A 14,870-nucleotide genomic window follows, 5' to 3' on the forward strand; every position below is an offset into this window, starting at 1 on the left:
GCCGCGGGTTTGTCCCCCGGCCACGCCGCGCGCCACTCCACCGGCGCTGGGCACACCCCGACAGCCAGGAGACGCGTGTGGGATACCGACGATGAGCAGCGGGTCTTCGAGAGAGGGGGCGTCTGAGACTCCCGTTCTTGGGCCCGGTGCACGACGGGAAAGCCTGCCCTGCGCGTCGGTGCCGATCGGGGCCTCCTTCTCCCTCCGGGCGGCTCCGCGGGGTGCCGGGAGGGGCCCGTGCCCCATCCCCGGGCAGGGGGCGGGCACCGGGTCGCGGGCGACCGTGCCCCGTGCTGGACCTCTCTCCGCTCGCCGACGCGGGTATGCCTGCCCTCCGACGTTCCTGGGAGCGCACCGGCCCTCCAGACCCCGGCGGCGCCGGGGCCATCAGCCGCCGGCGCGCCTGCGGTTGAGGACATCGCGCGGATCGAGCCGGGCGCCGGCCAAGCGCTGGGCGACCTCGTGGAGCCGGGCGTTGTGATCGCGCGCGTAGGCGCGCAGTGCGTGAAACGCCTGGTCCATGTCAAGGTTGCCGGCCTGGGCGAGCACCCCTTTGGCTTGTTCGACGGCGATGCGACTGTCCAGGGCAGCCTGCAGCTGCTCGGTTAGGACCTCGCCGCGGCGGATCGCGCGCTCCTGCAGAATGCCCGTCGTGGCGAAATCCGCCAGGGCCTGGGCGACCTGCGCATCGGCTTCGCCCAGCGTCCCGGGGTGCTGGTTGAACAGGTTCAACGTGCCGATGGTCTCCTGGCGCAGGCGCAGCGGGACCGCGTGCACCGCGGCCACCCCCGCTTCTCGGGCGTGGGGGACGAAAGTGGGCCACCGCTGGGTGGCGCCGGCCAGATCGGCCACGGTAAGCGTTGCGCCGGTGCGGAAGGCTTCCAGGCACGGGCCTTCGTCGGCCTGGAGCTGGAACAGCTCCAGCCGCCGTGTCTGCTCGGTGGAGGAGGCTAGCACCTGCAGATTGCCGCGCTGGTCGGCCAGCAGGATCCCGGCCGTCGAGGCATCAAGCAGCTCGACGCAGTGCCCGGCGAGCCGATGCAGTACTTCGGAGACGTCGTAGTCGTCGACCAGGGTCGCGGCCACCTCGACGAAGGTCCCCAGCAGGCGGGACTCCCGCTGCCGACCCGCAGGAACTGCCCTGTCCATCCGATCTCCCCCCGTCTCCGGGCCGCTGGGCCGACGATAGTCAAGGCGCCTACATTGCTGCCATCGCCCGACGTTGGTAGGCGCCCAGCACGTCGGGATCGGGCAGGCCCGGCGACGCAGCCCGCTGCCGACAATACGTGAGAAGTTGTCGGACGTCGTTGACGCCGCTTCGCCGGAACATTGTCGAGCAGGTGCGCGGTCGCGAACGCGTCCGCCCGCACCCGCCTCAGCGCACTCACGGCCCGAACGCGCGGCCATGCGCCCTCGCTGTCCCGAGCCCTCCGACGCGGTTCCCGGACATCGCCGCAGGTCGCCGCTGGCAATCCCCACGGTGATGGCCCATCGCCCACCTATCAGGGCCGGGCAACTCCGCGGGCCGCCTGCACACCGAGGCGCGTACACCCAGGAATATGGACACAGGCACCTACGGATGCTACAAAGAGAACCAGCAACAACGGCGCTGCAGGCGCCGACCCTGGTGGAGTCACCACAGCTGCTCTAGACCTCCGGCAGTTCAGCACCACACTTCTGCCGTCCGAGGAGAGCACGCTCCATGCTGACGCTCCCACGCCGTCATTTCGTATCCGGGCCTCAGCGAAGCACAGCCTCGCCGCTCCCCGATATGGGTGTGCCCGAGGCCGTCAGCGAGCACGACCAAGGAACTCTTGCACCGTCGTCGGCCACCGACGCAAATGGACTGCTGTCTCGGACCGTCCGCGGTGACGAATCCGCCTTCACCGCCCTCTTCGACTGCGCATCGGCCCCGGTCTACGGCCTGCTCAACCGCACCCTGCGTGATCCCGGCCAGGCTACGGAAGTCGCCGAGACAGTATGGCTGCAGGTGTGGCACCTCCACGACGCGGCATGGCCTAGCACCGACCTGGATCCTGACTCTGGCCCATCGCAGCGCCCTCGAGCGGCCCTGGTCGGCCCATCCACAGCCACACGACCCCATACATGGGGGGCCATCCGAGCGGTCCTGCGACCGGTGTGCCGATGGGAGGGGGTCGGCACACCGGAGCAGGACCGCCCCTTCCCCTTCAAGCGGGGGTGGCGGGCCAGCCACTGCTGCACCCAGCGGGATCCTGTACGCGGCGGCGTTGCCGCAGGCCAGGTGGATTTCCGGCCCGGCCCCGGTGAACTGCCCCGGATTTCTACCGCGTTGCTGTTGTCACGCAGCACCTTGAACCACACCGCCCGCGGGCACCGCCGCGCCGTCGGGTCACGGCGGCGGTGCCCGGACGCGGCCCAGCAGTGCTCGTGCTGGTCCACCTGCGCAAAGGTGCGAGACCTTCGCCGAGGTGGGATCCGGCTTTTCGGCGTCGGCACCGCTTGGCGCTACGTCGACGAGACCACCGGGCTGCTGTCGGCCCGGGCACCCGGCCTGGACGACGAGCTGCGCCGCATCCGTTGGCGGGGGAAACGCCCACGTGACCGTCGACGGCACGCTCATCGCCTGCGACCGCGCGGCCGCCGATCCGCCCTTCCGCTCCGGCAAGCACCGCCACCATGGGGTGAACATCCAAGTTGTGGCCGCTCCCGCGGGCGATCCGGTATGGGTTTCCGGTCCTTGTCCCACTCGGAGAAATGCCCCTGAGGAGGAGACGCGCCAGTCCACGGTGGCGCTCAACAGCACGGTGTTCCACGCGGGCGGCCTGGTGGAAGGGGAGGTGGCCGAGTGCGCCGTCAGGACCAACAGCAGGAGCATCCCAATCCCGCGCTGGTCTCCTAGCGGTCAAGAAAGGTTCGCCACCTCGGATGATTACGGGGTAACCAGAGCCTCCTCGTGATTTAATTCACAGAGAAAATTTTTCAATTACCGTTTATATGTCTCTTGAATCGAGGGAGCGAAACTCCGGGGAACGGTGGTTCCTGTAGGGAACATCGCGAGTTGGAAGCATAATCTCCGCGGTGTACCGGGGATCCCCGGGAAGCATCGCCTCACGTTCTACATAGACCTTGTAAAAGATCAATGATTTCCACGCAATAACCCACGATTTCCGATCCTCCTGGCATAAGGTCAAATTGTTGTGCAGAGGCCCGGCAGTGTGGCCGACACGAACGCACGCCACCTCAACCGTCCACCACCCTAGGAATCTGAGCGGCGAACAACCCCATTCGTTGAGGGATGTCAACCGATGATCACATCGAGTACGCTTCGCAGCCGGACAGAGGCCACCCCGCGTCCCACATCCGCCCGGGATGGGAAATCGGATGAGGCCTATTACACCAGGACGAAGGAGCTGTTCAAAGAGCTCCAGGACGCCGAGGATCACCACAGGCGCAACGCGGTCTACCGCGAGCTCGTCGAGCTGCACACACCCGTGGTCCGTCGTATCGCCCGCCAGTACCGACGCAGGGGCGAGTCCGAGGAGGATCTTCGCCAGGTGGCGACGGTCGGGCTGATCCAGGCCATCCGCGACTTCAACCCCGACTTCGGTAAACAGTTCATCTCCTACGCCCTGCCGATGATGACCGGTGAGGTCAAGCGGCACTTCCGCGACCGCACCTGGGCCATCCGCGTACCGCGCAAGTACCAGGAGAAACGCCCCGAGCTCAACCGCGCCACCGCCGCCTTCGAGCAGCACCACGGCCGCTCGCCCACGGTCTCCGAGATCGCCGAGATGCTGGAGATGAGCCACGACGAGACCATTGAGCTCATCGACGCCTCCAGCGCCTACAGCGCTCTCTCGCTCGATGTGCCTTACGGCGCCGACGAGGAGGAGACCACCCTCGGCGACACGCTCGGCGAGGAGGACCACCTCCTGGAGACCGTCGCCGACCGTACAGCGCTGCGTCCCGCGCTGGACTCGCTCACCCCGCGCGACCGCCGCATCGTGCTGCTGCGCTTCGCCGGCGACAAGACCCAGGCGCAAATCGCCGAGCAGGTAGGGCTGTCCCAGATGCATGTCTCCCGCAGGCTCTCGGCCGCCCTGGCCAACCTACGCACACAACTCAACCCGGACGTCTGAGGCTCCACGTCGGTTGGGCCAGGGACCCGCCCCGGCCCAGCCACGTGGCCCCACCAGTGGTGAACTCCGATCCGGGCTGCTGGTCGTGATGATCACGACGTCACGGAAATCGACGATCTAGGTGTGATGTCCCGACACGTTGGTAACAGCCGACACGACCGTGACAGCGGTTGAACAATCCGTGGGTTCAGGGCTCGATCCCCTGGGGGCTCACTCAAAATTCCAGGTCACGATGGGTTTATCCGGTTCGCTGACCAAAAATCCGCGCTGCGTGTGCTCCATGTGTGCTCCCCAGTTTGGACTCAGTCATCCGCGCAGGTCAGCGGGATAGAGGTCGACGTCGAACGTGCCAGAACCCTCGCTGGATGAGGGGTGACGGGCCGCGGAACAGTCACCCGAACGCGTGTGCACCACATGTGCAACACGACCGGGGAGCCCGTTTCGCCGCCTCCCGCACACCCGGGACGGGTGACTGCGTCCGGGAGTGCCACGACGATCACCTCGCCACGAAGGGCTCTCCTCCCAGGTGACGATTGATCCGGCAGGCCCACACGATCAACGGTGCCCCTCGGGGCACCTGGCCCGACCACACACCACGCTCCGCCTCGCCCACAACCACCCAACAAGCCCCGATCAGGACGACACCGTACGTCGGGACGGCGAACCCCACACTGTGGCCCACACGCCCCTGGCAGCGCCAGAAGCCAATGCACCTGTGGCAGCTCGGCTCGTCAAGGGTGTCCCTCTGGCCAACGGTCAGGGCACGCTCGTGGCCGGGATCGATGACCACTCCCGGTTCGTCATCATGGCCCAGGTCGTCGCGGTGCGCTCCGGACAGGCGGTCTGCGCGGCGTTTGCCGCCGCGATGCGTCGCTCCAGTGCCCGCCCAGGTGCTGACCAACAACGGTGCACAGTTCACCGGACGCCACAACCGCCCAGTTACTTCCGGGAAACCCTCCGGGATGGCCCTCATCCCTCAAGCGATCTGACCAGGGGCGAAGTTTCCTCGAAGCAGCGCGATCGTTGATGGGGCCCGTCCCAGGTTCCTTGTGTGATCGGGCGTTTCCCCTTGTGTCACTTCACTGTCGTGATGTTCGTGACAGCGACCTTGATGCCGAGGTTGCGCAGAGCTGTGAAGGTCTGGAGCAGGGAGACCTGCGCGAAGGTGAACAGGGACCTACTGGAGACGTTCTCGTGGTTCGGCAGGCTGATCGCGAAGACGACGGTGGTGGGGAGCCAGTCGTCGGGAAGTTCGCGGTCAGGGTCGACGGCACGGGTCCTGGCGACGAACTTCTCCCTGGCCTCGCGGTCGAAGAGCAGTGCCTCGATCGCGATACGTCCCTGTTGGAAGAGGTGGCTGAGCGGTGCTGTAGAGGCGGCGCGCTTCACGTGGATGAGCTCGTTGTTCGGGCCCAGTAGGTCACATCCTTCGATGCCGTGGGGGTGCTGCTGGGTGTAGAGCAGTTTGCGGTCCAGGCACGTGTAGCCTTCCGTCTCCCCGGCCGCCCACTCGTTGTAGGTGCGTTCGTCCTTCTGCTCGGGTTCCCAGTCGGGCAGGGCGATGTCAGAAGGCTCTGCCAGGATGGCGTCCACTTGGTCGTGGAGGATCTCGGTGTGCTGGTCACCGATTTCGAACCACTGGCCCTCGTGGTGGAAGAACCGGCTCGAACCGAGGTTGGCCTCGGCGGCAATCCATTTGTGGGCGGGGATGGCGCTGCTGGTGGCCTCGGTGGCCTCTTCATCGGCGTAGCCCTGGATACTGCCGCGCTTGAGCGCCTTCAGGCGCTGGCCCGGCTCAAGGCCGGCGACAGCGTCGCGGACCGGGTCCAGTGCGAGATCGCCGGTAAGCATGTGCCGCGCGCGTGCGACCTTCAGCACATAGGCGCTGGTCGCTTCTTCCCCGTCCAGGTGGATGGTGGGCACTGTCAATGCGAGTCGTTCCTGTGGCCCATCGGGTCCCAACATCGCATCCAGGGATGTGTCCAGTTCAGTGCGGCGGGGGTCGGAGGACTTCAACGGGCGGACCCTGGTGATGAACCCGAACTCGGTGTCCTCCTTCTCTTCTCGGTAGATGCGCAAGATTTCCCTCAAGTCAGCGACCAGGGCTTCAGGGTGTTGCCCAAGGTGGATCCGCAGCGAGTCACTTCCGGTGATCTGCGCGGTGCGGCTGCGTCCCTGGGTGAAGGTGAGCGGGATATCTTTGGGCTTGCCAACGAGGCGGGTGACGATCTCGCCGTACTGCTCAATGCCGAAGGTGTCGATGCGTTGGTCCACGGCGACGGAGTTGCGGTCGGTACGTCCACGGGCGTCCATGGCCGTGTGGGTGACGTGACGCACAGCCCCCGGGCCAAGTGCGCGCAGGTTGAAGGCCAGACCGAACCCCGGGGCAAGGTAGCCGGGCGCGATGAGGTGGTGCCCCAAGCCGTAGGTGAGAGCGAAGACCTCGCCGTCCACTAGGAGCAGGAGGGCGGCAGCGGCCGTCCGGTTGGCGACGGAGGGCTGCACCCCTGTCAGGCCGACCACGGTTCCGGCCCACTCAGGAGGGCGCTGGTGATCGATGACGCCGCTGTACAGCACGGCTGGTGCCTCTGCCACGGTAACGTCGCGGATCGTAAAACCGTGCCTGTCGGCATAGCGCGTGACCAGGCACTGGCGCATGCCCTCCCTGGTGGGATCGACATGCTGGAGCAGACGCACGCTGGTGCGCTTCGCCGATGCTGGCGCTGAGTTACTGGAGTGAACTTCGGGCGTATCGGACATGGTGGCCTCCACAGACGGACTCGGCGCAGGGGCCGGTTGACCCCCTGTCGCCGCCGTCTGACGCCGGATCCTCAGACCCGTCCAAATACCCGAAACGTGATCTCCGTCACTCAAGACACATTCGGCACACCGCGCTGTTTCCGTCGGGGAACTGCTGTCGATGACGGCTCATCCAGCATTGCGTGCACACGCGCTCTCCTTGGAGAGTGCAGCCGCAATGGCCTGCGGGGCATTGCGGCTGACCGCAGGTGGCGCAGGTGGACTGCGGTGTGAAGGTGTCCTGGCAGGTCTCGCACTCCCAGTACTTCTCAGTACTGCTCCGCCCTTGTGGAGAGGGAGGCGCAAAGGTCTGCCAGGGCACGGTGTCCGTGGTGAGGACCGCCACCACGTAGCCGTCGCACCAGGTGGCCTGCCCATAGAGGGAGTCATAACGTGAGCCGTCGCGATAGAGGATGGTGGTGTTCTGTTTCGTCACGGCGGCCTCGCGGTCCTGCATGTGAAGGGCCCGTTGGAGCAGGGGGGTGGTCGACTGGTCGGTGCTTCGCGCGGGGGGATAGATGTCGCCGCGGCCGGCGGCGAAGCTGACTATGCCGGTGGAGTTGTACACGACGATGACGCCGGGGGCGCGCAGGCGCTGGGCAGCGCGGACACAGCAGGCAGCGCGGGATGCCTGCGAGCGCCGGTAGAGCTCGGCGACCTCCGTCGCTGTCGGGCCGCGGGGGCCGATATGGGTGTTTACCAGATCATCCGGAAGCAGGATGCGGCCCGCGAACGCATCGCAGGCTGCATCCTCGAACTCTTGGGATGCCTCCACTGCCAGCACGGCTTCGCCGAGTTCCTCATCGGTCTGCTGGAGGTGGTGGCCGAGTTCGTGGAGTGCGGTGAAGTAGCGGCGGCGTGTGGAGGCTGACGCGGAGACCACAAGCGCGGGCGGGTCGAGGTCCCCTCGGTAGCTGCCGGCCACCGAACAGTCGGCGGCGTCGGCCTGGGTCTCGGGCACGATGTGGAGCTGCAGGTTAGGCCAACTCTGAAGCTCAGCGAGGGGGTTGTGGGCCAGATCCGGGACCACACCAGGTGCTCGCCGCTGGAGGACCTCCAGCATTGCCTCGGCCTGGTGGGCCGTTCGTTCCCATAGGACTCCGCGGCCGGTCATGGCTAGTACTCCCGGGAAGCCAACTCGGGTTCCAGATAGCGTTGGATACGCCCACGCCATTGCTGAGCGTCGCCGCCGGACTGCCGCGCGGCCAACGCATACGCCCCCTGGGCGACACGCTCCCGGACCTCGGTCTCGGTATGGGAGTCCCGACGTGCAAGGTGGGTGATCGCCCATCGCCAGCGGGGGTGTTCGACCTCGGTGATGAGAGCCGCCGGCAGCCCTGGGACGCGCGCCAGCACCTCGTCGACGCTCACACCCGCCCTGTCAGCCAGGACTCGGGCCTGCGTGAGGGGCAGCGGTCGGCGGGCGCGCAGCACTGCCATCGCTTCAGGCTGGGAAAGCCCAAGGAGAGTCTTGACTACTGGCAGCGTCAAAGCCTCCAGTCCGCGTAGGTCCCGTGTCGGTGGGCCGCCCTCGTGGCGGCTGGCGCAGGCAGGAGCATGCGCCAAGCGGTCCAGGCGGGCCTCGATATCGCATCGGAGGTCCGCCTCGTCGACCTCCCAGCCGCCGGACGTGCCCGTCTCCAGGGAACCCGGTTCGGCATCGCCTCCCCGCTCACAGGAACAAACAAGTTCTTCTTGCCAGTGGTCGACGACTTGGTCCAGGACACGGAAGGGCAACTCACAACGCAACCCGCACCAGACCGCGGTGTCCACGCCGAATGCGGTCATGGAGGCCGGGGCAATGAGGGATTGGCCATCCCGCCCTGAGGGATCGATGGTGACCGGCACGGCGTGAGCCTTGTCCTCGCTCGTCGTCAGCAGGAGAACCAGAAGGACATCAGCGTCCCAGCGGGTGCGCCAGACCTGTCCTCGTGTCGGTTCGGTTGCTCCTGCCATGCCGAACCTCTGCTGTAGCCCTGCGGGAGTGATCGCCTGGGGTGCGGCGTTGGTAGCAGCAAGCTCTCGGAGTGCCGCCATGCGGTCGGTCATGATCCCACCTCGTCAGATCGAACAGACGTTCCCTCGTGATGGTCTGACGCCGCACTGACACTTCCGTCCGCGCCTGCCTGCGCGTGACGGCACATCTCTTCCACGCGTACAACGACGCCGAAGGCCTCCTCGCTTTCCACCAGGAGACCAGCCACTCGATGCCGCAAGTCTTGCATCCGGGCGTAGGCGGAACTCCGGCCGCAGTCGAAGATCCGCGCTACCTCCCCCACGTCGCGACGCCGAATCTGCACGAGGGTTTTCTGGTCATCGGCGCTGAGCTGTGCGAAGACCTCGCGCGCCTCAGCCTCGACCATCACACCTTGCTCCACCTGAGCCTCCCGAAAGTCCTGGGCTCTTTCGGCGCCCGCGAGCCCATCCAGGGATACCTCGAACGGATCGGCCCAGGCCGGGAAACGTTGCGACATGGCATGGGCCAGTACAGAGATCTCGACGCTGCCGTGGGCTGCCGTGAGCATCGCTGTCAACACGGCCACCAGGTCTGCCCGCCCTGCCACCGGGCTCCGTCGCGTCTGGCTCTTCCAAGGGCGCAGCGGCGTGACCGATACTGCTGCGGCAGCATCCACAAGGCGCCCCGGGTTCCCGTGCCATGGCCCCAGCCCCGATCCGGCCAGGCGCCAACGCCCTGCACCAGGCTCCGAGTCTGGAACACGTTCAAACGCGGCGTCCTCGTTCAGCAACTCACCAACACGACGGAAGACAGGTCCGATAGAGCTGTCCCTGCGGGCCCGGCTGATCAACCACCGGTATATGCAGTCCCGACTGATCCGGCCAACCATGTCCTCGTCGACCGCCTGAACGACCAAGGCCACAGTCAAGGGCTTGATCTTGTCGATAAAGAACTCATGGGTGAACTCACGCGCCACATCAGCACTGACCCCACTGTCCGGCACAAGCACGGGGATCTTCCGCAGCTCTTGCCTCATCAGCTCAACCAGCAGGGCAACCCCGGCCTCGCCAAGAGCCCCATCACGCTGTAGCTCCTCGTAAGCGGACGTAGCCCTCCCCCTCCTCCCCGCTGCCCCTTTCATCTGCCCCACATTTCCTACATGACAGCGCTTCGAGAGGCACCCGATTCCGGCAAATCAACCCACGGTCTCGGTCCAGCACCCTCCTCGTCGGCACGGTCCCAGACCTTCGTCCGCTACGGGGCCACTGCTCGTGCTCACCGCGCATTCTCGAGACTCGGCCGAATCACGGCCCGGACCCTGACGGACCCTCCACGTAGGTGGGAGGGCCCAGGGCGGTCGCGACAGTGCCGGGATCGTGCTCGTGGATGCCCGGCTGGGTGGTCAGCTCGTGCTCCACGAACGGCGGCCTCAGCCTGCCCCTCCCATCGAGACGGCGTTATGCGGATTCTGTGTCTTGGTGGTGGAGCGGGATGATGGCGGCGGTGGCTTCGGCTGCTTCTTTGGCCACGCTGGGGAACAGGTGCTGGTAGGTGTCCTGGGTGAAGGTGGTGGTGGCGTGGCCGAGTTCGGCTGAGACGATTCTGATGTCGACCCCGGCCGCCAGGCTGAGCGAGGCCGCTCCGTGGCGCAGGTCATGCAGTCGTATGGGGGGAAGCCTGGCCTCGCGGGCCAGGTCGCGGAACAGCGTGGTGACCCACGCGGGGTGCAGGGGGGACCCGTCGGGCTGGGTGAATACGAGTCCGTTCTCGGTCCAGGTGTGGCCGGACTTCAGGCGTTCGCGCGCTTGGGTGGTGCGCCAGGTCCTCAGCACGGTGGCGGTGTGGGAGTCGAGGGTGACGGTTCGTTGACCCGCGGCGCTTTTCGGGGTGGAGGTGATGGTTTCCCATCCCAGTTGGACGATCTGGGTGTCGATATCGATGGCGTGGTCGGTCAGCCTGGTATTGGCCCAGGGAAGGCCGACCGCTTCACCGCGGCGCAGCCCTTTATGCGCGATCAGATGAAAAAGTGCGTAGAGGCGGTGCCGGCGGGCGCGGTCAAGGAAGGCCGCGGTCTGTTCGGGTGTCCACACCATGACGGTGCTGGGCACGTCTCCTGTTGCGGTGTAGTGCGTGACGCGGTCCTCGGTCCACACCAGAGGTCGCCTGCGCTGCTCGGAGGGCAGGTGGCAGTGGGAGGCTACGTTGACCTGGAGAGGAAGGTCAGGTCTGCTGACCGCGTCGGTAAGGGCGCTTCGTAGCGTGGCGCGGATTCTGTGTTTCGTGGGCAGGGCGGTGATGCGCATGCCACGCACGGCCGCTCTCACTGTGGGATCGTCGGATTCGCGGGCCTCACGGATGTCCTCGTTGCGTTCGTCAATGGCCTCCCACATCGCGTTGATGTGGGCCACGGTGAGCCTGTCGAGGCGGATATGGCCTAGGTGCGGGATGAGATGGTTTCTGATGTGGCTCTGGTAGGAGTTCCCGGTGCTTCGCGCCAGGTCGGTCTTGCTCGATATCCACTCATGCAGCCACGTGGCGACGGTCGGGACTTCGGCCCTAATATCGGCACCTGTCTTGAGTTTGCGCGTGAGCTCTTCGACCGACGGTAGTGGCTGCTTGGATTTGATGGTGGTGTGGACGAGGTCAGCGATTGACCTCCGCGTATCCTCGTCGTCACTCGCGAGGTTGAGGAGGTTCTTGATGTGGTCGATTTCGTCCAGCGCCTCCACTTGGGAATCGAGCCCGACGCGGCGTGCCTGACGGCGTTTCCCGCGCGCGGTCGGGGGCAGTTCCAGTTGGTAGCCCCAGTGTCCGTGGTTGGGGTTCCACGTGTGGTTACGGCGTTTGAGCCTGGGGCACTGGGAGCCGAGCCGTTTCCCACTCTGGTCACGGCATCCGCATCGCTTATAGGTTGAGCCTTCGGAATTGGTCATATTCCATCTGCCTTTCCCTTAGGGGTTCGGATAATGGCGACCATCGCCGGCCGCGCCCAGCGCAAGTGCGGACCCGTGTCAGCACGGTCGTGGCCGGTTGGCTGGGGGTCCATGGACGCTCCACTCCGGCGGCGATGCAAGCGGATTGTCGGGAGTCCTTCGCTAGCTCTGCCTGGGCAGACTGTGGGTACGTGACCACGTCGGCGGCGGATAGCTAAGGCCCGACGCCACTGGGTCAAAGCCTGAGAAGAGGTCGCAGCGGCGGTCGTTCGTGGCCGCTAAGCGCATCCAGCCCTTGGGGACGCACGGGGGCGAGCATGGGCGCGGTGAAGAGCCAATTCGATCATGGGCGTCAGGCACCGTGACGGTGCCTGACGCCCATGAAGCCTCTACTTTCGCTGTTGATGGTCGCCGGTTGGCGGTGAATCGTGGCCAGTTCGGGCAAGGGGATAGTCCAGTCCGAGTAGCTGGCACACCCCAGCGGTGGGGATACGCCATTGCGCCCCGACCCGGAACGCGGGGGCGGGAAACTCACCGGTCTCCAGTAGTCGATAGGTGCTGGTGCGCCCCAGCCCCAGCAGCTGTCCGGCGGTGACCGCGTCCAGCACCACGGGAAGGGCGCGGACTTCCTCTGGTGTCAATCCGGACTTCACCAGGATCACCTGCGCTTGCTGTCGGATCGCTGACATGGTGCTGTCGATCTGCGTTCGACTATCCACGGGCCAAGGTTCATTCATTAGTCGTCGCGTGGGAGACACGTTGCAGGATGCGTTGGCCACTGCGGGTTTCGACGCCGAGTCGGCGCGCGAGTTCCGCACCGCTGATGTCGGGCTCGGTGAGCAGAATGGCACGGGCGCGAGCATCGTTGTGGGCGCGGCGCTGGCGCTTGCTTCGTTTCTTGGCTTTCTTGGAGCGGTGGCGCCGGGTGTCCGGACCTGCATGTGGTGTCGGTCCGGAGGGTGCGAGCGGCGGTGAGCTGGGAGCTGTCGTCATTACGTCCGGACTATGGGGCGTGGTCCATACCCCCTGAAAGTCCGGTCGCGATGGGGGCGTTGCGTTCGCTGTTTCGATGCGGGGGGAGGTGTGCTGCTCACCGGTCGTGCGGTGTGTGGGGGGTGACTGCGCGGCCGGCGGCGTGGGCGTGGGGTCGGGCTGGGGCGCACCGGCGGTCTCGGAGGAGGGGACCTGGCGTTCTTGCTCTTGTAGGTGGGTGATGATCTCAGCGAACCGGGCACGATAACGGGGTGCTGCCTCGGCCAGCAGGATCAGCAGGGTGGGCGACACCGCATGCAGAACGATTCCCGTGGGGTCGGGCGCGAGTTCCAGCTCGCCATCAGTGACGGCGAACACTTCGTCCCAGATGTTGAGGATGAGGGTGACAATCCCGGTGAACGCGCGGAGCAGCCACGCCCACGGTCCTGCCGTGCGGCCGTAGCGTGACAGGACCGCATCGGAGGACAGCACTGCCCACAGCGCGATGCCGACCAGCGGCTCGAGCAGCCAGGCGACCCAGACGGGCACCCCATGGGCGATGGCCAGGAGCGCAACGTTGACCGTGGAGAACGCGAGGGCGCCAGCGGCCACTGCCGTGAGCGCACGATCCAAATTGCGACCTGCCCGTCGGATCCGCGCAAGTTCGCTGGTCGCGCCTGGCGGATGGGGGTCTACTCCCGGTAGTGCCATGATCGGTGCTAGGGGTGGACATTGTCGCGATAGCTCATCAATGCCTGGTAGTGGCGGAGGGTGTCATCGAAGATCGCAACCACCCGATACGCCGCATGGCCGGTGCGGTGCTCGGCCACGTAGTGTTCGCCTTCGAAACGCGGAATCGTGCCAATGAGGTCGGCCACGCGGTCCACCTCGGCGGCGCGCTCCTCATCGTCGCCGTGGGGGAAGTAGGTGAGATCCAGGCTTACGACCTCGGGGATGGGGATGTCTTGGGTGCGGTCGAGGACGTCAGCGAGATCGCGGATGCTGGAGATCACGCGGGCGCGTGTGTGGGCCTGGGCAATGCGCATCGACGCTCTACTCCTCACGGCGTGCAGGTTCGGCAGCGGTGCAGTGCTCTGTCGCGGGCACGCGCTCGCGGCTGTGCCGCGGGGCGCCTGCGTCTGGCCCGGTGGTGCTCTCTTGGGGGCAACCGTCTCTGTCACGGCCGGCGCGAGGAGACTCCTGGGAGCCGGCGCTCGTAGTAGCCGGTGGGTTGACCAGCACGAATACGTCCTCGTGGGCGATGATGTGGGCTGGCCACCCGTGCGCTCGCAACTTCGCGGTCTCTACCATTTGGAAGAACGACGCACGCGTCACGAGATGGTCGGCACGAAGCGCGCAGAGCAGGGCTACGCACCGGTCGACCAGGACAAGGCCTGCCTCTTCAGCGGCGCTGGCGATCGTGCCGGGGAAATCCACGAGGCGTCCCTGTGAGCGGTAGGGACGCGTGGTGATCACAACGTGCGCGCCCGGCTCGAGCAGGGTGCGGCTCGCGGCCAAGATCGCGGCGAAGGACGTGGGCAGCTGGGTGGGTTTCTGGTAGGCCAGGTTTGCCGTGTTGCGAGTTTGGCTGTAGCGATGCGACCACTTGGCGATCTTGGTCGCGCCGTCGCGCCGAGATCGCACTCGACCATGGGTCATCGCGCCGTACGGCGGTGAGGTCAGCAGCAGCGCGGCCCGGTCCTCGACGGTGCTGGCGAGTTTGGGGACCACCTGTTGGGCATCACCGATGTGCACCTCGCCGCTGCCATGCGCACCACAGGCGAGGGCGTGGTCGAGGTTGGTCTGCGCCGTTGTGGCCCAGGACTCCTCTAACTCGATGCCGACACCGTGGCGGCCCAGGTGAGCGCTCTCGACCAAGGTTGTGCCAATGCCGCACATCGGGTCCAGCACCGACTGTCCGGGGCGGGTGTAGGTGCTGATGACATACCGGGCGATCGCAGGCAGCATCTTGGCCGGGTGGTCGATCGACTCCGGACGATATCGGTGGCGTCGCTGGGTGCCCGCTTGGAGCTGGCCTGTGTCCCATACAGACCAGGCGCTCACGCGATCTGGGTCCTCGTGTGCAGA

12 protein-coding genes are annotated in these 14,870 nt (G+C 66.3%); 2 read left to right on the forward strand and 10 right to left on the reverse strand.

The genetic code is table 11. The annotated features are described in order from the left end of the window. Positions 1-387 precede the first annotated feature (387 nt). On the reverse strand, positions 388-1,149 hold the full coding sequence (locus tag F4561_RS25430; RefSeq protein WP_184582368.1) for a GAF and ANTAR domain-containing protein: 762 nt from the start codon (positions 1,147-1,149) through the stop codon (positions 388-390). Between the two features lie 2,138 nt (positions 1,150-3,287). Here F4561_RS25430 and F4561_RS25435 point away from each other — a divergent pair. Beyond that, positions 3,288-4,121 carry a SigB/SigF/SigG family RNA polymerase sigma factor gene (locus F4561_RS25435; RefSeq protein ID WP_184582370.1) on the forward strand — a complete coding sequence of 278 codons (834 nt, stop codon included), beginning with the start codon at positions 3,288-3,290 and terminating at the stop codon, positions 4,119-4,121. 1,074 nt (positions 4,122-5,195) lie between these two features. Here the strand turns inward: F4561_RS25435 and F4561_RS25440 are convergent. The 4 genes from F4561_RS25440 to F4561_RS25455 all read right to left on the reverse strand — a co-directional run bounded on the left by F4561_RS25440 (position 5,196) and on the right by F4561_RS25455 (position 9,853). Further along, positions 5,196-6,881, reverse strand: coding sequence for a DUF6119 family protein (locus tag F4561_RS25440; RefSeq protein ID WP_312885533.1), 1,686 nt, complete (start codon positions 6,879-6,881; stop codon positions 5,196-5,198). 106 nt (positions 6,882-6,987) lie between these two features. Next, on the reverse strand, positions 6,988-7,881 hold the full coding sequence (locus F4561_RS25445) for an ImmA/IrrE family metallo-endopeptidase (RefSeq protein WP_184582382.1): 894 nt from the start codon (positions 7,879-7,881) through the stop codon (positions 6,988-6,990). Between the two features lie 155 nt (positions 7,882-8,036). Then, entirely contained in the window at positions 8,037-8,969 is a 933-nt protein-coding gene (locus F4561_RS25450) for a hypothetical protein (protein ID WP_184582384.1), read from the reverse strand. After that, positions 8,966-9,853, reverse strand: coding sequence for a hypothetical protein (locus F4561_RS25455; protein ID WP_184582386.1), 888 nt, complete (start codon positions 9,851-9,853; stop codon positions 8,966-8,968). The genes F4561_RS25450 and F4561_RS25455 overlap by 4 nt, the downstream gene beginning before the upstream one ends. Here F4561_RS25455 and F4561_RS33420 point away from each other — a divergent pair. After that, a complete protein-coding gene (locus F4561_RS33420) occupies positions 9,833-9,967 on the forward strand; it encodes a hypothetical protein (RefSeq protein ID WP_281384122.1) in 135 nt (44 codons plus the stop codon). The genes F4561_RS25455 and F4561_RS33420 overlap by 21 nt on opposite strands. A 367-nt stretch (positions 9,968-10,334) precedes the next feature. On the opposite strand, the gene F4561_RS25460 is transcribed toward F4561_RS33420, so the two are convergent. The 5 genes from F4561_RS25460 to F4561_RS25480 all read right to left on the reverse strand — a co-directional run bounded on the left by F4561_RS25460 (position 10,335) and on the right by F4561_RS25480 (position 14,846). Next, positions 10,335-11,810 carry a tyrosine-type recombinase/integrase gene (locus F4561_RS25460; RefSeq protein ID WP_184582388.1) on the reverse strand — a complete coding sequence of 492 codons (1,476 nt, stop codon included), beginning with the start codon at positions 11,808-11,810 and terminating at the stop codon, positions 10,335-10,337. 389 nt (positions 11,811-12,199) lie between these two features. Next, positions 12,200-12,529: a helix-turn-helix domain-containing protein gene (locus F4561_RS25465; RefSeq protein WP_221445621.1), complete on the reverse strand. Its 330-nt coding sequence runs from the start codon at positions 12,527-12,529 to the stop codon at positions 12,200-12,202. Positions 12,530-12,539: 10 nt separating this feature from the next. Continuing rightward, positions 12,540-13,394 (reverse strand): hypothetical protein, encoded by an 855-nt coding sequence (locus F4561_RS25470; RefSeq protein WP_184582390.1) that lies wholly within the window; start codon positions 13,392-13,394, stop codon positions 12,540-12,542. 107 nt (positions 13,395-13,501) lie between these two features. Next, positions 13,502-13,828: a hypothetical protein gene (locus F4561_RS25475; protein ID WP_184582392.1), complete on the reverse strand. Its 327-nt coding sequence runs from the start codon at positions 13,826-13,828 to the stop codon at positions 13,502-13,504. A 7-nt stretch (positions 13,829-13,835) separates the two neighbouring features. Beyond that, positions 13,836-14,846, reverse strand: a complete 1,011-nt coding sequence (locus F4561_RS25480; protein ID WP_312885534.1) for a TRM11 family SAM-dependent methyltransferase — start codon at positions 14,844-14,846, stop codon at positions 13,836-13,838. Between the last annotated feature and the right edge of the window lie 24 nt (positions 14,847-14,870).

The sequence above is a fragment of the Lipingzhangella halophila genome, from assembly GCF_014203805.1.
Classification (GTDB): Bacteria; Actinomycetota; Actinomycetes; order Streptosporangiales; family Streptosporangiaceae; genus Lipingzhangella; species Lipingzhangella halophila.

What these genes read in the sequence shown, in the direction of transcription:
- F4561_RS25460 (WP_184582388.1), bottom strand. Translation starts at nt 11,810, where the DNA reads ATGACCAATTCCGAAGGCTCAACCTATAAGCGATGCGGATGCCGTGAC.
- F4561_RS25435 (WP_184582370.1), top strand. Translation starts at nt 3,288, where the DNA reads ATGATCACATCGAGTACGCTTCGCAGCCGGACAGAGGCCACCCCGCGT.
- F4561_RS25450 (WP_184582384.1), bottom strand. Translation starts at nt 8,969, where the DNA reads ATGACCGACCGCATGGCGGCACTCCGAGAGCTTGCTGCTACCAACGCC.
- F4561_RS25430 (WP_184582368.1), bottom strand. Translation starts at nt 1,149, where the DNA reads ATGGACAGGGCAGTTCCTGCGGGTCGGCAGCGGGAGTCCCGCCTGCTG.
- F4561_RS25475 (WP_184582392.1), bottom strand. Translation starts at nt 13,828, where the DNA reads ATGCGCATTGCCCAGGCCCACACACGCGCCCGCGTGATCTCCAGCATC.
- F4561_RS33420 (WP_281384122.1), top strand. Translation starts at nt 9,833, where the DNA reads ATGGGTGAACTCACGCGCCACATCAGCACTGACCCCACTGTCCGGCAC.
- F4561_RS25440 (WP_312885533.1), bottom strand. Translation starts at nt 6,881, where the DNA reads ATGTCCGATACGCCCGAAGTTCACTCCAGTAACTCAGCGCCAGCATCG.